The sequence below is a fragment of the Frankia torreyi genome (genome assembly GCF_000948395.1).
In the GTDB taxonomy this organism is placed as follows: domain Bacteria; phylum Actinomycetota; class Actinomycetes; order Frankiales; family Frankiaceae; genus Frankia; species Frankia torreyi.
Genome location: NZ_JYFN01000005.1, coordinates 59,553 through 76,808 on the forward strand (window position 1 = coordinate 59,553; position 17,256 = coordinate 76,808).

Sequence of the window (17,256 nt, forward strand, 5' to 3'; positions counted from 1 at the left end):
GACTGGTACCCATGGTCCGGAACCAATCCCACCGTTTAGGTGAATTGCTGGCGCCACATCGCGGACGCGATCAACTCGACCGCGGAACCTGATCCCACCCTGTGCTGGTGCCTCAACGCCCACTACTCACAGAATCCGCCCAGCCACAACGCGCTCGAGCTCTACCCGGACGACGCCTGGGTGGACAGCATCGGTATCGACGCCTGCGATGGCTATCCGCCGTCACCGACGAAGGCCCAGTTCGATGCTCAGACCAATGCACAAGGCGGTCTGAACCACTGGTGGAACTTCGCCCAGACACGCAACAAGGCGATGGGGGTCGGTGAATGGGGAGTGGCCGCCGGCGACGGCACGAACGGCGGCGGCGACAGCGCGAACTACATCCAGTGGATGTACGACTGGTTCACGGCCCACGCCGGCAAGGGGCTGATGTACGAGTATTACTTCAACAACTGTGACCCCAACAACGTCGGCTCCAATCTCTACCGACCGCGCTCGACGAGTTGCGTCTATCTGAATCAGGGGACGATGGGGAGGCCGCGTAGGACGATGAGGTCGGGGGCGGCGAGGACGCCGACGTCGGCGCGCGGGTCGACGGGGTAGACGACCAGGTCGGCGGGGGCGCCCTCGGTGAGCGCCGGATGGCCCAGCCAGGCCCGTGCCGACCAGGTGGCCGCGGACAGCGCGGCCTGCGCCGGCAGGCCGGCGCGGCGCAGCTCGGCGACCTCGGCGGCGACCAGGCCGTGCGGCAGGCTGCCCCCGGCGTCGGTGCCGACGTAGATGGGGATCCCGGCGTCGTACGCGGCCCGCACCGTGTCATAGCGGCGGGCGTGCAGGGCCCGCATGTGCCGGGCGTAGGCGGGGAACTTCTCCTCGGCGCCGCGGGCGATGCCCTCGAAAGTGGCGATGTTCACCAGGGTCGGGACGATCGCGACCCCTCGCTCGGCGAACAGCGGGATCGTGTCCTCGGTGAGCCCGGTGGCGTGCTCGATGCAGTCGATGCCCGCCTCGACGAGGTCGGCGAGCGAGTCCTCGGCGAAGCAGTGGGCGGTCACCCGGGCGCCGGCCGCGTGGGCCGCGTCGATCGCCGCCTTCGCGGCGTCCGCGGGCCAGCAGGGCGCGAGGTCCCCGACGCCGCGGTCGATCCAGTCCCCGACGAGCTTGACCCAGCCGTCGCCGCGGCCGGCCTGGGCGACGACCTCGGCCACCAGGTCGTCCGGCTCGACCTCGGCGGCATAGTTGCGGATGTAGCGGCGGGGACGGGCGATGTGCCGGCCGGCGCGCACCAGGCGGGGCAGGTCGTCGCGGTCGTCGACCCAGCGGGTGTCCGCCGGGGAGCCGGCGTCGCGCAGCAGCAGCGCGCCGGCCGCACGGTCGGTGGTGATCTGTTCCTCCGCGGTCGGCCGGTCCACGGCGCCGCCGGCATCGAGGCCGACGTGGCAGTGCGCGTCGACCAGGCCGGGCAGCGCCCAACCGGACACCGTTCGCACGTCCCGGGCGGCGGTGCCGACGGGCGCGGTGAAGCTGATTCGACCGTCGACGACCCAAAGCTCGTCGCGGACCTCCTCCGGCCCGACCAGCATCGCGCCCCGGATCCGCAGGGCCGGCTGACCCGTCACCACCGGCCTGCCTCCGACCGGCCTGCCCCCGACCGAGCCGACCCCGTTCCGCGAGCTTCCGTCTCGGGAACGGCCAGCCTGGTTCCGACCCATGTCGTCACGTTCGCCTCCGCTGCTCCGTCGGGCCCAGTCTGCCCTTTTCCCGACGGAGCAGCGCGCCCCGGCCCGCGCTGAGGCCGGGACGCGGGGATGCGCCGAAGCCGGGGCGACGGTGGCGGCGTCAGACGTCGAGCTGGGTCTCGATGGCGCGCAGGCGGTGGCGAGCCAGCGCGAGGTTCGCCCGCCCCTTGTCCAGCACCAGGTAGAGGAACAGGCCGCGGCCGGAATGGCTCTGCAACAGGCGGATCAGGTGGTATTGGCGGCCGAGCGTGATGAGGATGTCCTCGATGGTGTCCTGCAGACCGAGACTCTCCATGGTCCGCAGCTTCGCCCGGATGACCTCGGTGTTGCCGGCAGCAGCCACCTCCAGGTCGAGAGTGTGCGCGTTTCCGGCCGTGCCGAGGGTCATGCCGCTGGTGAAATCGACGAGGGCCACCCCGAGCGCGCCCCCGATCTCCAACGACTCCTTCAGCGCTATATCGACACTGTTCATATCGCCTCCCGCGTTGTCGAGGTGGACGGCGGCGCCGACGCCGCCGCCCGTGTGCACCGACGTGGGCTCACGCGAACCGCGCGTCGACAATCGTCCCCGCATCACAGTCCCTCGCAGACTTCAAACTGCCCGATCTACGACTGCTCATCCAACTTTAATCGGCCGCGACCGGAACGCACGAGGCTGAACCAAAAAGTTACGTCCGCGGACAGCGAGACCACATTGGCCGGCCGACGCCGACCCGCGAAAAGCCTCCCCACCGAACCACCAGGCATTGCATTAACATGCAAAAATGATTATGAAGATAGGTCTTCGACGATGGAGATATCGGTCAGAGGCCGCGCAGGCCGCGCGGGAGCCGTCGACGGCCCCGTCGTCGCCGCCGAATCCGCCTGGGCGGCAGCGCACATCCCCCGGCGCGGGCGCCATGATCCGGTGTTGCGCGGGGTAGGAGCGGCGGCATGGCCGATCACCGAGCGACATGGCACCGGGGCAGCCTTCGGCAGAACGACACGCGGCGGGGCGGCGGGCAGCCCGGGCGGCGAGGTGCACTGCCGGTCGCGGTGCTGGGCCTTCTGGTCCTCGTCTCGGTTCTCGGGGCGGGATGCGGCTCGCAGCCCAGGGGGGCGCAGCAGACCGCGGCGGCGCAGCGCGCACCCGCCGGCGACACCAGTCCGACCAGTCCGACCAGTCCGGGTCCGACCAACCCGACCGGCTTGATCGGCCCGACCGGCCCCACTGTGCAGAGCGGCCCCGGCGGGGGGCCGGGATCGAGACCCGAGCCCGGTGCGGCCGGGCATGGGGACGAGCCGGGGCGGCCCGCGGCCGGGGGCGCCGACGCGCCGCAGCTCCCGATGGGCGGTCGCACGCTGCTGCCGCGCTTTCGGATCGTGGCGCACTACGGTTCGGCGGGCGGGGGCGCGCTCGGCGTGCTCGGCGAGGGGACGCCGGAGCAGGCGGCGCAGCGCGTGCTCGCGGCCGCGGCACCCTTCGCGGCGGGCGGCCGGCCGGTGCAGCCGGCGATGGAGCTCATCACGACCGTCGCGTCGGCCTCACCCGGCGCGGACGGGCTGTACAGCTCCGCGCTGCCCCCGGCCGCAGTCGAGCCCTACCTCGCCGCCGCCCGGGCGCACCGGATGCTGCTCATCCTCGATCTGCAGCCCGGACGCGGGCGTTTTCTGGACCAGGCGCGCCGGTACGAGCGTTTCCTGCAGGAACCGGACGTCGGGCTCGCCCTCGACCCGGAATGGAAGATGGGACCGGGCCAGGTCCCCGGCCGCCAGATCGGTAGCAGCGACGCGGCCGGGCTGAACGAGGTCTCCGCCTGGCTCGCCGGCGTCGCCCGGGCGCACAATCTGCCACAGAAACTGTTTGTGATACATCAGTTCACCGAATCGATGCTGCCCGACCGGGCGGCCATCGCGGCCCGCCCCGAACTCGCCACCGTCTTCCATATCGACGGGTTCGGCGTCCGTCAGGACAAGCTCGACAAGTACGCGCTGCTGGCGGCCAAGGCGCCGTTCTTCACCGGATTCAAGCTCTTCCTCGACGAGGACACGAACATGTTCAGTCCGGCGGAGACGCTCACCCTCACGCCCCCGCCGGACCTCATCACCTACCAGTGAGCAGCGTTCAGCCTCGCCACCACGGCCCGGTGATGGCCACCGTAAGACCGTCGCCCTGGACGTTGGCGTACAGCCAGCGGCCGTCCTGGGAGAAGGTGGCGCCGGCCCACTCGCTGTCGCTGCCGGCGTTGCGGGCGAGCGGATAGGGGGTGCCGTCCGCCGAGGGGGCGACGAGGTAGTTCTCGCCGTCGCCGTCCTCGCAGAGGACGATCCCGCCGAGCGGCGAGACGGTGATGTTGTCAGGCCCGTCGAACCGGCCGCCCGGCTCCAGGCGCAGGACGAGTTCCAGGGTGGAGCGCTTCGGGTCGAACCGCCAGACCTGCCCGGAGTGGTCGGTGGCGGCGCCGTCGGACTTCTTCGCGTAGCTGGAGACGATGTACGCGGTGCCCTCGGACCAGAAGATGCCCTCGGCCTTCGGCACCCGGGTGATCTTCGCGGCGTCGAACTGCGAACGGACCGACACCGTGGTCGCGTCCGGATCGGGCACGTCCACCCAGGTGACGGCCAGCTTGGTGTGCAACTCCCGCACCGCGGACAGGTCACGCACGTCGGGCACCGACAGCGCCTGCAGCTTTCCGCCGGCCCGCAGGCTGCCGGGGCCGCCGAGCGGGCGGCGCGGCAGGAACCGGTAGAGCAGGCCGTACGGCTTGGCGGCGTCCTCGGTGAGGTAGACGATGCCGGAGTGCGGGTCGATCGCGACCGCCTCGTGCGGGAAGCGGCCCAGCGCCGTCAGCGGCACCGGGGCGGCGTCGCGCAGCCGGCCGAAGGGGTCGACCTCGAACACGTAACCGTGCTTCTTGGTCAGCACCGCCTCGGTGGCCGGGGTGGCCTCGGTCTCCTCGCAGGACAGCCAGGTCCGCCACGGCGTGCCGCCGCCGGCACAGTTGCGGTAGGTGCCGGCGAGGCTCGGCACGTGGCCGAGCAGCCGGTCGCCCGCGACCGTGAGGGTCGTCGTCCCACCGGCGCAGGCCGGGTCATAGACGAGGCCGTCGCGGTGCGGTACCGCCGGGATGTCGGTTCCCGGCGACAGCTCGTGGTTGCGCACCAGCACGCTGCGCCCGAACCCGCCGGGGAAGGCGTACATGCCGTCGTGCGACCCCGGCACCGCGCCGCCGCCGTCCAGCGTGTCCTTGCCGGCGCGCGAGAACACCGTGTAACGGAAGCCGGCCGGCAGGTCGATGACCTTCTTCGGATCCGCGACGAGCTCCCCGTACCCGCGGAAGGCCTTCGGCGTCGCGGCGTTCGCGGTCCCCGCGAAGACGGCGTCCACCGCCCCGGCCAGGGCGAAGCCGAGGCCGGCGGTCCCCGCGCCGGCCATCAACTGTCGACGGTTCACAACCATGTGTGTCCTCCTCCGGCGCCGGTCCCATCGACGCCGCAGGGAACGCTGTCAGCCGAACATGGCCGGAGATCGACACGGACGGAAACATCAGTGCACGTACAACCAACCGATACGCTCGCCCACCGTCACCGAGCCGACCCTCCCCAACCCCGACGACCAGCACCAACGCCGCTCTCCCGCCGTGGCACCGCGAGCAAGCCCGGCCCGATGGTTGCGCAGTGTTACGTCACACTACTCGGTATCGATCTCCGTCTCGCCCGCCGTCGCATCGGCCGGACGTATTCCCTTCCGCACGATGAATTCACGCTCCCGCTCGGCAAGATGTTTCGCGCGGTGGGCGATGAAGCCCTGGTCGTCGCCGCCCTGCAGCAAGGCCATCGCCTCGGGCGGGATGCCGTGGCTCGCCAGCACCGCGTCGGCGACGTCAGGCGCGAGCGCGAGCAGCGCCCGCCGAACGGACAGACCCGGCACAGTCGGCATGATCAGCCTGTTCGCGGGGCTCTGCTCACCGCCGGTGGTACCGGACGTGACGACGTGCCGATACGCCCTGGTGTCCGCCTTGACCAACTCCTCCAGGGCCTGGAACTCCTCTCCGGTCGGATAACGCCGCTCGGGCAGTTCCTGGAGCTCCCAGAGCAGGTAGGTCCGCACCCGGGCGCTGCGCATATCGAAGCGATCCGGGAACGGGCGGGCCTGCTCGTCGCAGCCGTCGGGATCGGGCCCGCCCTCCGCAAATTTCTTCATGGCCGCGAGATAGTTCTTGACCTGGGTCGTGTTGGCGCTCGCGAAGAACCCGGACCAGGACGTCGACCAGAACCAGCGGACCAGCACATCGCGTTGACGCCTGTCGGGTTCCGGGCACAGATCGAAGAAGGCGGTGAGCAGGAGAACCTGGATGCTGTATGGAACCAAGCGGGCGAGCGGCACTCCGACGGCAGAGCATAGAAATTCGACCGTCAGACCAAGTGCTGTCTCAGTCCGTACGACCGCAGTGTCGAGCTTTCCCTTTCTCCGCCTGGCGAGGCTCTCCCACCGCCCCGTCTGGACATCTTCCTCACCGGCGACGGCAAGCACTGCCCGGAAGACCGTGCTGGACGGCAGCTCGGCGAAACCCCGACTTCCCAGCCCCTCGAGAATCAAGGAGATCCGATCCCCCAGAGTGTCCGCCGAATCCGCGTTATAGGTCAACGCGGAGACCATCTGCTGCGGAGTCATCGGGCTGCCCTTACTGTTCAGCCGAGAGAAGACTTCGACGGCCTGATCCAAGGTGCCGCCCTGCAGCCGGACGACAGCGAACCGATAGGATTTGATGCGCTGCGAGACCTGTTCGGCCTCGTCGATCATGTTCTCGACATCGCGCGGATCAACAATGAAATCAGTTCCACTCTGAAGCCTCCGAGCAAAATTTAGGAAGTCCAGCGTTCGCAGCACCGAGCGCATCGGAAGAAGTTGCGCGGGTGGCATACCGACCTGCTTCCAATGCCGGTAGCGGTTCCGCGAGGAGCGATCGCCCGACTCTCGAGAAGGACGGTCACCGAGCTCCCGAAAAACCCTCCAGATCCAGTCGCTCTGACCATCGGGTACGGCCTGGTCGACCGACCTCATGAGGGTCCCGAAAAGGGTGGATAGTCGCTGATGGCCGTCGAGCACAAAGGCCGTGGGCGTCCCTTGAGGGGGCCCCGGAACCGCTATGTCGCCCACTCGGTCGAGGCTTGGGAGGGGAAGATTCGTCTCCCAGACGAGCAGGCTGCCGACCGGGTATCCGCGCTCCAGACTGTCGAAGAGCTCCAGCATCTGGTCCGGTCGCCAGACGTACGGGCGCTGGAACCGAGGAATCCGCAGTGTCCCCTGGGCGATCGCGCCCAGAATGTCACCCAGTAGCTGTACCTCCGGCTTCACGATCATCTCGGTCTGCCCCGGGACGGTCTCCATCACAGCACCTCGTCGATCATTGCGATCAGCTCGTCAAGTTCGGCCCGGACGCCCGGCCCGACAGCCCCAAAATCGGCAGCCGTCAGGTCCAGGTCGCGACGCATCAGACACTTGATGATTTTCCCGTCGAAACCGTGCCCCAGTTCCTGCACCAGTCTCGGGTCCAGATCGGCGAACAGATCCCGCTGCTCAGGCCTCACCGCCGCCGGCTTCGATCCGGTGGCACCGAAGCCGTTCTTCATGTCATAGTAACCACGCTGCTCGGGGCTGAGTCGAGCAAGTGCCGTGACAGCACCTCCCACACCAGACTTCTCCACCAGCGGCGCCAACGCGGCGGGAGGAATGTAGTTCTCTACCTCCCGCAGCGCCAAGACCAGGACGGCGACACCGTGGTCGGCTAACTGGGCAGCGTGGCTGTGGGCATCCGTGCGAGCATGGGGCACCAGCCGGTCGCTGTCCATCACGCCGCAGACGCGGACGTGAACGCCGTACTCGCGGGCAGCCTCTATCGCGATCTTCCTGAAAATCACCTTGCCGCCTCCCGCGTGTCGGAACGACAACCGTCCCGCGTCAAGGGCTGCGAGCAGGTCATCGCGACCAAATGCGCGGAACACCGCATTGAGAAAGGTTCCGTCCGACTCCTGGTTCTCCAGGACCACCAGTGCCGGCCGCTCCAGATCCCGGATGCTCGCCCGTGCCGTCGAGAGGGTTATCCTCGGCCGACCAGCGGCAGGCGGCGGTCTGTACGCCGCGTCCGTGACGCTTTTCTGCATGAGCTGGCGGTAGACTGCCGCACGAGCCGGGGCGTTCCGCTCGAAGTAGTCCGATGCGCGCTTCTCGCTCACCGGATCGACATCCCAGTGATGGCGCGCCTCGATGATCAGAGCGATGAATCGGACCAGAACCTCGAAGAGGTCGTCGTCCGAGAATATTTCGGGATCGGTGGCGACACGCACCAGATCACGTCCGCTCGATCTGGGCAGCCGCCAACGCGCGGGTCTCGGCATAGTCCTCGGAGAAGATGCCTGTCGGCCAGTTCTGCACGTTTCCGAGATTGTCGAGCTCGATACGACGGATATCCGCCGACGAGCCGTCGTGTTCCACGTAGTAAAGAGCGATCTGGTTCGATGGTATCCGACCCTCGGCCACCCGTCGACGCAGTCGGAGCACGAACGTCTCACTGTGCGTCTCGATGAGGAAACGGCATCGCTTCTGCGCCGTCCCGGCTATGTACAGATCGGCGAGCGCCGCGTGCGCCGCCGGGTGCAGATGCAGCTCCGGCTGCTCGATAATCTCCAGTACCGATCTTTTCGGAGGCCGCAGCTCGTCCATCGTCCGTTGCACAAGAATGGGCAGTACCTGGGCGAGACCGGTGCCGGTATCGGCAAGGTTGACCCGAACGGTCGAATCGGTGCCCGAGGTCAGCACCAGCGAGTACAAACTGCTACTCCGGTCCACGCCAAGCAGCCAGCCGGGGAGCTCGCGGCGGAGATAATCGTTCACCGCAGCCAGCAGACCTCCGTCACCACGGCTCACATCATCCGCAAGAATATGCGGTGCATCCTCGCCCAGAACTCCCACGGCGGCGGGTGCCCGCGAGGGGAGCCGATAGAACCGCTGTGGCCTGTCCCTGAAGGGGCCCACATACCGAATCAGAGGATATTCATCGGGGATGGCACTCATACGTGAACGACGCTTGAGATGAAGGTCCGGCGGCCACGGAATAAGTCCCCGAAATGTTACATCAATTGAATCACGAACAGACGTCGACGAGCTCCAAGTCGGCCTCCTCGGATCATCCAGGTTCCAAGTGGCATTGAGAAATGAACCATCCCGAGACGAGGATCGGAATTCACTGACCACCTGGATCTGGTACTCGTCGACGTTCTGGATGGTTGCCTCGATATCCGCAGCGTCAAAATGCAACCCGAAGGTGACATTTCCATGCGGACGCTGACCGAAGATGAGGTCGGTGAAGTCGCCGGCCAGCTCGATCCCGAGATTTTCCCGTTCGAGCGGTGCCTCGGACTCGGTGCGCAGCCCGGTCTCCAGCAGAAGTGGCAGGCGGGCGAGGGCGCTCTTGCCGGAGTTGTTGCGGCCCAGCAGGACGGTGATCGGGCGCAGCTCGAGGGTCTGGCGGCGCTCGAAGCACTTGTACTTCTCGACGGTGAGGGCCACCAGGGACATGTGGCCAGCCTAGCGGGGCCCCATGTGGTATCCCGCGCGATCGCGGCAGGCGGCCCCCGCCCGGGGGCGAGGTCCACTCCGGCGCGGACGCGCTGCCGGCCCGGCGGTCGATGCCGCCGGGCCGGGAGCGCGACAATGCGGGATCGTGGGGCGAAGGTCAGCCGACGGCCACGGTGTCGTAGTCGGCGATGCGCAGGGACATCGTCTCGGCGAGGCGGGCCATGGCGCCGTCGATGAGCTTGAGGTCGCGGATGGCGAGCTGGCCGTCGTGGACGGTGCCGGCCAGCTCCTCACTGCGGCGTTCGGCCCGGTCGAGCAGCGCCGACGACCGGGTGTAGGTCGCGTCGCGCGGGCCGTTCAGCGCGGCGGCGATGACGTCCAGCGACTCGTGCAGGGTCGCGGTCGCCCCCTTGATCTCCCGTCGGCTGCCGAGGTCGAGCAGGCCGGCCTTCTCAACGTCGTGCACGAGGTTGCGGCTGTAGCTGCGCGACGCGGTGGCCAGGCGCATGACCTCCCCGAGGGCCTCGTCGATGCCGCCGACCACGGTGCGGCGCAGGGGCTGGGCGGTGGCGACCAGGCCCTGGTAGGCGGCGTCGACGGCGCGGGCGTCGGCCCGCAGGGCGGAGTCGCCGCCGACCGGGTCGCCGAGCAGGCGGGAGCTGGCATGTTCGACGAGGTTCGCCACCGCCTGCACGTACGCCCGCAGGGCGATCCGCAGCACCCGGCGCGTACGCAGCGGGAACACCACCATCACGACCACGATGGCGACCCCGGCGCCGAGGGCGGTCTCCTCCAGCCGCAGGCGCAGCAGCGAGTTGGAGAACTCGTCGAGCTGGACGTAGAGCTGGGAGACCATCACGGTGATCCCGACGACCATGAAGGCGTAGTTGATCCGCATCAGGTAGAAGCCGAGGAACAGCGAGACGAAGATGACCGTGAGCGAGAGCGCGGTGTCGTGGCCGACCGCATGCGCGAGCACCGAGCCGATCAGGATGCCGACCAGCGTGCCGATCACCCGGGACAGCGCCTTGCGCACCTGCTCGCCGGAGTTGTTCGCCCCCATGAAGGTGATGAACGCGGCGATCACCGCCCAGTAGAACCGCCGGCCCGACAGCAGGTCGCCGAGCGCGATCGCCCCCGCGACCGCGACGCCCATCTGGATGGCCGCTCGCACGTGGGGGGCGAGCCGGACGCTGCCACCGGAGTGGACGCCCCGTTCCAACGAGGCCACGGCGCTCGGCACCGCGGACCCCGGCAGCCAGCCACCGAACAACATCACCGATGGTTGGAACGCGGCCGCACCGTCCTCGGCCTGCACCGAGCCCAGGGCGAGCCACTGGACCATCGCCTCGGTCAGCGCGAGCACCGACCCGGCGAACCGGTGCACGACGACGACCGCGGTACGGTCCCGGTTGCCGGCGAGGGGATCGGGGTCGTGGTCGACCGCCCGCAGCAGCTCGATCAGCGCCCGGGCGTGGGCGTCGGCCGCCTCGGCGTCGCGGTCGAGGATCCCGTGCAGGGCCCCGCGGACCTCGGCGAGCTGGTCGGCGGGCAGGTCGAGGCGGGCCATGGCCTGGGCGAACCGGGCGACGTTGGTCAGGGCCAGCTCGACGTCGAACAGGCGCTGGTGCAGGAGCTGGCCCGACGAGCCGTCCGCCACCGCGGCCGGATCGCCGAGCTGGGCGTCGATCATCAGGGCGGCCTCGTTGAGCCGGACCAGCTGTCGCTGCAGGCGCTGCTCCTGGCGCGCGCTGTGTTCCGGGTCCTCGAACAGCTCCAGCGCCAGCTTCGCCACCTTGCGGGCGCGGGCGGCATAGGAGCGCTGGGTCCGCTGCAGGGCCTTCGCGGGATGCGGATAGAACAGCACGAAGCGGACGACGATCGCCACCGCCAGCCCCACCCCGAGCTCGGCACACAACCAGCCAAGGTCACCCAACGACACGCCCGCTCCCAGGAAGAACCCCAGGAAGACGCCCATGAACAGCACCATGCCGCCGATGAAGCCACGCATGCCGAACCGTCGGCAGTAGGTGCCGACCGCCAGGCTGGCGGCGAGGACGATCAGCGAGATCGTCCGGTGATCGGCGAGGCTGATGCCGAGCACGAGCATCGGGACCATGGGGACCGGCAGCAGGAGCATCGTCACGAGCTGGCCCCGCGCGGTCGCGTCCATCACCCCGAAGACCGAGATCAGCCCGATCAGCGCGCCCAGCATCATGGCGATGACCTGGTACTGGTGGTTGGCCGCCGCCACCGCGGCCGCCTTCGCCGCGGGCAGGTGGGCGCCGTGGGTGTCGATCTGCAGCGCGTGGGTGGCCCGAACGAACAGCCATTCGGCCAGCAGGATCGCGCCGATCGTGACGACGCAGTGCAGCGCCATCCGGAACCGGTTCAGGCCGGGGTCCGATCCAAGGAAGCGGTCAACCCAGCGGGTGCGAAGCTGCTCGGCCGGCCGGGCCGGCGGGCTGGCGGTGGCGACGTCGAGCCGGGCCTCACCGATGCTCAATACATCCCTCCAACGGGGGTCGCGATCCGCCCTGGTCGAGGATCGGATCGACTGGCCGAGGGCGACGGGGGCCCGCCCTCGTGCATGACGCGGCAGTGCCCGGCGAACGGCATCGGTCATCCAGACCGCGCCCGTGCGGGCGATGGACGCGGCGAGGCCGACAGCCCCGGCGGCGATTCGCACGATCGGAACCCGATGTGCGGCTATTTATAAGTTAGCAATATTTCAGCTACCGGAGTGCTCTCTCCGGATGTGGGAGATGTGACAGCAGGTGAGGGAATAGGGTGATCTCCCCTGAGCCTTTCGGGCTGGTCGCGACGGGGACTCACCGCGCGCCCGCCGCGCACCACGGAACGTGCGACGGTCCGCGCCCCGCCCGCCGCGCCCGAGCGCGATCAGCCACCCCTTCGGTCGCCGAACGTGACGGCGCGCTCGCCGGTCACGCGCGACCAACCCCGCCGCCGGCACCAGCGGGACAACACGCGGCGACCAACATTCCCGGACAGGATTATCCGTAGACAGACTTCCCCGAGAATCCCGGTGTGCCGAATTTCGGCACACTGTCATCACGGGTCCCGGCGAACTACGAAAAGCCGGCCGGCGTCGATGCCCGACCGACAGTTTTCCGGCCTCGTCGACAATCCTGCCACCAACTCGCTTCGTCAGTCCCGGCCAGGCACCGGGAGGTCCGTGGCCGAGGGCTCCCGCCGAACGGACTCAATCCCGACCTCGACCCCGGCGGCGGCCGCGACGGTAGGGGCGGCCGCGATGGTGGGGGCAGCGGGGACAGCGGGGGCGGGACCAGCGCGGTCGCCGAGCAGCCGGGTGCCGTCGGGGAGGTTGCCGGTGGCGGCGGCGTGGCGCAGGTACTCCCACAGGGCGCGCTGGAGCTCGACGGCGGCGCGGGTCGGCTCGACATCGCGGCGCCGCGCGAGCCCGATCGTGCGTTGCAGCCCGGGTGCCACGAAGGGGGTCACCCGCATGCCGAGGCGACGGGCGACCATGCTCGGGATCACGGCACTGCCGAGTCCCGCCGCGACGAAGCCGAGCACCGCGTCCATCTCCCCGCCCTCGATCGCGAAGGTCGGCTCGAAGCCGACCTCCCGGCAGGCCGTCACGGTGGCCTCGCGCAGGTCGTAGCCGCGCCGGAACATGACCAGCGGCTGGTTGCGCAGGTCTGCGACGGTCAGCGAGCGACCGGTGACAACGGGCGGCTCGTCGAGGGAGGAGACCAGGACCAGGCTCTCCCGGATGAGCGGGGAGGTGACCAGTGCCGGGTCGGAGCTCTGCAGCGGCAGGATGATCAGGGCAAGGTCGAGGTCGCCGCCCGCGAGGTCGCGGACCAGGTCACGGGAGCCGCCCTCCTCGACCAGCAGGCGGATGCCCGGGTAGCGCTCGTGGAACAGGCGCAGCACGTCGGGCAGGAAACCGGTGCACAGGCTCGGCGTCGCGCCGAGGCGGACCGTGCCGTGGCGCAGGTCCAGCAGCTCGTTGACGCGCTGGCGAGCCGTCTCCGTGTCCGCGAGGATCCGTCGCGCCAGCGGCAGCAGCGTCTCCCCGGCCGCGGTCAGGCTGATGTTGCCCCGGGCACGGTTGAACAGTGGTGTGCCCAACTCCTGTTCGAGCGCGCGAACCTGTTGGGACAGCGAGGGTTGCGCCACATGCATCCGCTGCGCGGCCCGGGTGAAATGGCGGGTCTCCGCGACGGCGACGAAATAGGCGAGCTGGTGGAACTGCACACCGGCCAGCGTAGACCTCGATAGAAGCCGGCTATGGAGTCCAGGTTTATCATGTCTTGGACCACTCGAGGCCCCGGCTCTAGGGTGCGGGCGTGGCTGTAACAACCCCGACGCGACCGGCGCCCGCTGGACGCCCCCCGCGCCCCGCGCGGTCCTCCTTCGCCCCGTTGAACTTCTGGCGTTCGACGATCGGCAAGAAGACCGTGATGGCGGTCACCGGTCTGCTGATGTTGCTGTTCCTGATCGTCCATATGCTCGGGAACCTGAAGATCTTCTTCGGCCGAACCGACTTCGACCACTACGCCCACTGGCTGCGCACGATCGGAAATCCGGTCCTGCACGAAAGCTGGTATCTGTGGATCCAGCGGTTCGTCCTGGTAGTGGCCGTGGTGCTACACGCTGTCTCGGCCTACCAGCTCAGCCGACGTGACCTGAAGGCCCGACCGACGAAATACTCCCACCACCAACGGGCCAGGGCCGGCTACGCCACGCACATCATGCGCTACGGCGGCATCACCCTGGCGCTGTTCATCGTTTACCACATCCTCGACTTCACCACGCTCACGCTGAACCGCCACGGAGTCGACGGCGCCGCCTACGACAACGTCGTGTCGAGCTTCAGCGTGTGGTGGGTCACGGTCATCTACATCGCCGCCATGATCTGCCTGGGCCTCCACATCCAGCACGGTTTCTGGAGCGCCGCCCAGACCCTCGGGTACAACCGGCCGAGCCGCGACCGCGCCTTCAAGGGTGTGGCGACGGGTCTCGCCGTGCTTCTCACGGTGGGATTCCTGATCGTTCCGGTGTCGGTCCTCGCCGGCCTCGTCGACTGAGCACGAAAGAGGCTGACATGTCCTTCTACAAGCTCGGCGATGACATCGCCGACACCACCGCGCCGGACGTGCCGATCGAGCAGCGCTGGGACAAGCGCCGCTTCGACGCCAAGCTCGTCAACCCGGCGAACCGGCGGCGACACAGCGTGATCGTCGTCGGGACGGGGCTGGCCGGCGGGGCCGCCGGGGCGACCCTCGCCGAGCAGGGCTACCACGTCATCCAGTTCTGCTACCAGGACTCGCCGCGCCGGGCGCACTCCATCGCCGCGCAGGGCGGCATCAACGCCGCGAAGAACTACCGCAACGACGGCGACTCGGTCTACCGGCTGTTCTACGACACGGTCAAGGGCGGTGACTTCCGCTCCCGGGAGTCCAACGTCTACCGGCTCGCGCAGACGTCGACCCAGATCATCGACCAGTGCGTGGCGCAGGGCGTGCCGTTCGCCCGCGAGTACGGCGGCCTGCTCGACACCCGGTCGTTCGGCGGCGTGCAGGTCGCGCGCACCTTCTACGCCCGCGGCCAGACGGGCCAGCAGCTCCTGATCGGCGCCTACCAGGCGCTGTCGCGGCAGATCGACGCCGGCAACGTGGAGATGCACGCGCGCACCGAGATGCTCGACCTGATCGTCATCGACGGCCGCGCCCGCGGCATCGTCGCCCGTGACCTGATCACCGGCCAGATCTCGACCTACATCGCCGACGCGGTCGTGCTCGCCACCGGCGGGTACGGCAACGTGTTCTACCTGTCGACGAACGCGAAGAACTCCAACGCGAGCGCGATCTGGCGGGCGCACCGGCGCGGGGCGTACTTCGCCAACCCGTGCTACACGCAGATCCACCCGACCTGCATCCCGCGTTCGGGCGACCACCAGTCCAAGCTCACCCTGATGAGCGAGTCGCTGCGCAACGACGGCCGGATCTGGGTGCCGAAGAACCCGGGCGACACCCGTTCGCCGGACCAGATCCCCGAGGCCGATCGCGACTACTACCTCGAGCGCATCTACCCCGGCNTCGGCAACCTGGTCCCCCGCGACATCGCCTCACNCGCGGCGAAGAACCAGTGCGACCTGGGCCGCGGGGTCGGCCCCGGCGGCCTGGGCGTCTACCTCGACTTCGCCGACGCGATCAAGCGGATGGGCGAGGCCGCCGTCCGCGAGAAGTACGGCAACCTGTTCGAGATGTACGACCGGATCACCGGCGAGGACCCGTACAAGGTCCCGATGCGGATCTACCCCGCCATCCACTACACGATGGGTGGCCTGTGGGTGGACTACGACCTGCAGAGCACCATCCCGGGCTGCTTCGTCATCGGTGAGGCGAACTTCTCCGACCACGGCGCCAACCGGCTCGGCGCGAGCGCGCTGATGCAGGGCCTGGCCGACGGCTACTTCGTGCTGCCGCCGATGCTCGGCAACTACATCGCGTCGAACAAGTTCGACAAGGTCGACGCCAGCCACCCGGAGGTGGCCGCGACGGTAGCCGAGGCGACGGGCCGGCTGGACCGGCTGCTGTCGATCGACGGCGAGCGCACCGTCGACTCGTTCCACCGCGAGCTCGGCGAGATCCTCTGGGACGAGTGCGGGATGGCGCGCAGCGAGGACGGCCTGCGCAAGGCGCTGGGCCGCCTGCCCGAGCTGCGTGAGGAGTTCTGGCGTTCGGTGAAGGTGCCCGGCAGCGGCGCCAGCCTGAACCAGAGCCTGGAGCGGGCCAACCGGGTGTCGGACTTCCTCGAGCTCGGCGAGCTGCTGTGCGTCGACGCGCTGCACCGCGAGGAGTCCTGCGGCGGTCACTTCCGGGTCGAGAGCCAGACCCCGGACGGGGAGGCCCGCCGCGACGACGACCGGTTCGCCTACGCCGCCGCCTGGGAGTTCGGCGGCACCGGCGGCACCCCGATCCTGCACCGGGAGCCGCTCGAGTTCGACTACGTCCACCTCGCCCAGCGCAACTACGCGTGAGACGGGGTCGGGTAGCCGTGAACCAAGCCATGAACCACGAGACACCAGTGATCGACGCGCAACCCATGACCCGCGCGCTCCCGGAAAACCACGACAGCGCAGACAGCGCAAGGAGCCGACCGTGAAGCTCACCCTGCGGATCTGGCGCCAGGCCGGCCCGGCCGAACCCGGCCGCATGGTGGCCTACGAGGTGCCCGACGCGAACCCGGACATGTCCTTCCTCGAGCTGCTCGACGTGCTCAACGAGCGGCTCACCCTGGAGGGCGAGGACCCGGTCACCTTCGACCACGACTGTCGCGAGGGCATCTGCGGCTCCTGCGGCGTGGTCATCAACGGCCAGGCGCACGGGCCGCGCGCCCTGACCACCACCTGCCAGCTCCATGTGCGCTCGTTCTCCGATGGCGACGTGATCGACATCGAGCCCTGGCGCTCGGTCGCGTTCGGCGTGCTCAAGGACCTGATGGTGGATCGGTCGGGCCTCGACCGGATCATCCAGGCCGGCGGGTACATCAGCGCGCCGACGGGCAGCGCCCCGGAGGCGCACTCCACACCGGTGCCGAAGCCGATCGCGGACACGGCGTTCGACAACGCCACCTGCATCGGCTGCGGGGCCTGCGTCGCGGCCTGCCCGAACGGCTCGGCGATGCTGTTCACCTCGGCGAAGGTGACGCACCTCAACAGCCTGCCGCAGGGGGCACCGGAGCGGGCGAGCCGCGTGCTCAACCTGGTCGAGGCGATGGACGCCGAGGGCTTCGGCGGCTGCACGAACACCGGCGAGTGCACCAACGCCTGCCCGAAGGGCATCCCGCTGGACAGCATCGCGACCCTCAACCGCGAGTACCTGCGCGCCTCCCTCGGCCGCAAGTAGCCCGCCCCGCCCGACTTCCTTGCCTTTCCACAGGGACGAAACAGACACAGAACCCGCT

13 protein-coding genes and 1 pseudogene are annotated in these 17,256 nt (G+C 69.1%); 6 read left to right on the forward strand and 8 right to left on the reverse strand.

Translation table 11 applies throughout. The features are described from left to right. Window positions 1-39 precede the first annotated feature (39 nt). Window positions 40-603: a glycoside hydrolase family 26 protein gene (locus FF36_RS04715; RefSeq protein ID WP_052680953.1), complete on the forward strand. Its 564-nt coding sequence runs from the start codon at window positions 40-42 to the stop codon at window positions 601-603. Here FF36_RS04715 and FF36_RS04720 read toward each other — a convergent pair. Then, complete coding sequence (locus FF36_RS04720) at window positions 519-1,619, reverse strand: amidohydrolase family protein (protein WP_479686776.1); 1,101 nt, start codon at window positions 1,617-1,619, stop codon at window positions 519-521. The genes FF36_RS04715 and FF36_RS04720 overlap by 85 nt on opposite strands. Window positions 1,620-1,839: 220 nt before the next feature. Continuing rightward, window positions 1,840-2,211, reverse strand: coding sequence for a hypothetical protein (locus FF36_RS04725; RefSeq protein ID WP_044883835.1), 372 nt, complete (start codon window positions 2,209-2,211; stop codon window positions 1,840-1,842). A 563-nt stretch (window positions 2,212-2,774) separates the two neighbouring features. On the opposite strand from FF36_RS04725, the gene FF36_RS04730 reads away from it, so the two are divergent. Further along, window positions 2,775-3,836: a hypothetical protein gene (locus FF36_RS04730; RefSeq protein ID WP_277912823.1), complete on the forward strand. Its 1,062-nt coding sequence runs from the start codon at window positions 2,775-2,777 to the stop codon at window positions 3,834-3,836. Between the two features lie 7 nt (window positions 3,837-3,843). On the opposite strand, the gene FF36_RS04735 is transcribed toward FF36_RS04730, so the two are convergent. The 6 genes from FF36_RS04735 to FF36_RS04760 all read right to left on the reverse strand — a co-directional run bounded on the left by FF36_RS04735 (window position 3,844) and on the right by FF36_RS04760 (window position 13,542). After that, entirely contained in the window at window positions 3,844-5,178 is a 1,335-nt protein-coding gene (locus FF36_RS04735) for an alkaline phosphatase PhoX (protein WP_044883738.1), read from the reverse strand. A gap of 231 nt (window positions 5,179-5,409) precedes the next feature. Continuing rightward, on the reverse strand, window positions 5,410-7,110 hold the full coding sequence (locus tag FF36_RS04740) for a DUF262 domain-containing protein (protein ID WP_044883836.1): 1,701 nt from the start codon (window positions 7,108-7,110) through the stop codon (window positions 5,410-5,412). Beyond that, a complete protein-coding gene (locus FF36_RS04745; RefSeq protein ID WP_044883739.1) occupies window positions 7,110-8,066 on the reverse strand; it encodes a hypothetical protein in 957 nt (318 codons plus the stop codon). The genes FF36_RS04740 and FF36_RS04745 overlap by 1 nt, the downstream gene beginning before the upstream one ends. A 4-nt stretch (window positions 8,067-8,070) precedes the next feature. After that, window positions 8,071-9,297 carry an AAA family ATPase gene (locus FF36_RS04750; protein WP_044883740.1) on the reverse strand — a complete coding sequence of 409 codons (1,227 nt, stop codon included), beginning with the start codon at window positions 9,295-9,297 and terminating at the stop codon, window positions 8,071-8,073. Between the two features lie 157 nt (window positions 9,298-9,454). Continuing rightward, the gene (locus FF36_RS04755) at window positions 9,455-11,803 is read right to left on the reverse strand and encodes an FUSC family protein (RefSeq protein ID WP_044883741.1); all 2,349 of its coding nucleotides are present in this window, start codon (window positions 11,801-11,803) and stop codon (window positions 9,455-9,457) included. 662 nt (window positions 11,804-12,465) lie between these two features. Next, window positions 12,466-13,542, reverse strand: coding sequence for a LysR family transcriptional regulator (locus tag FF36_RS04760; protein WP_082121677.1), 1,077 nt, complete (start codon window positions 13,540-13,542; stop codon window positions 12,466-12,468). Between the two features lie 167 nt (window positions 13,543-13,709). Between FF36_RS04760 and FF36_RS04765 the strand changes: the two genes are divergently transcribed. The 4 genes and pseudogenes from FF36_RS04765 (at window position 13,710) to FF36_RS04775 (ending at window position 17,198) form a co-directional block, all read left to right on the forward strand. Further along, window positions 13,710-14,375, forward strand: coding sequence for a succinate dehydrogenase cytochrome b subunit (locus tag FF36_RS04765; RefSeq protein ID WP_082121678.1), 666 nt, complete (start codon window positions 13,710-13,712; stop codon window positions 14,373-14,375). 17 nt (window positions 14,376-14,392) lie between these two features. Beyond that, window positions 14,393-15,385 (forward strand): FAD-dependent oxidoreductase (locus FF36_RS37110; RefSeq protein WP_242422296.1); only part of this gene is annotated, 993 nt, incomplete at its 3' end. A 35-nt stretch (window positions 15,386-15,420) separates the two neighbouring features. Further along, window positions 15,421-16,330: pseudogene (locus FF36_RS37120) on the forward strand (FAD-binding protein); the annotation flags it as partial. Window positions 16,331-16,451: 121 nt separating this feature from the next. Further along, a complete protein-coding gene (locus FF36_RS04775) occupies window positions 16,452-17,198 on the forward strand; it encodes a succinate dehydrogenase/fumarate reductase iron-sulfur subunit (protein WP_044883743.1) in 747 nt (248 codons plus the stop codon). Window positions 17,199-17,256 lie beyond the last annotated feature (58 nt).

Coding starts and splice junctions, on each gene's coding strand:
- FF36_RS04725 (WP_044883835.1), bottom strand. CDS start 2,211: ATGAACAGTGTCGATATAGCGCTGAAGGAGTCGTTGGAGATCGGGGGC.
- FF36_RS04735 (WP_044883738.1), bottom strand. CDS start 5,178: ATGGTTGTGAACCGTCGACAGTTGATGGCCGGCGCGGGGACCGCCGGC.
- FF36_RS04740 (WP_044883836.1), bottom strand. CDS start 7,110: ATGGAGACCGTCCCGGGGCAGACCGAGATGATCGTGAAGCCGGAGGTA.
- FF36_RS04750 (WP_044883740.1), bottom strand. CDS start 9,297: ATGTCCCTGGTGGCCCTCACCGTCGAGAAGTACAAGTGCTTCGAGCGC.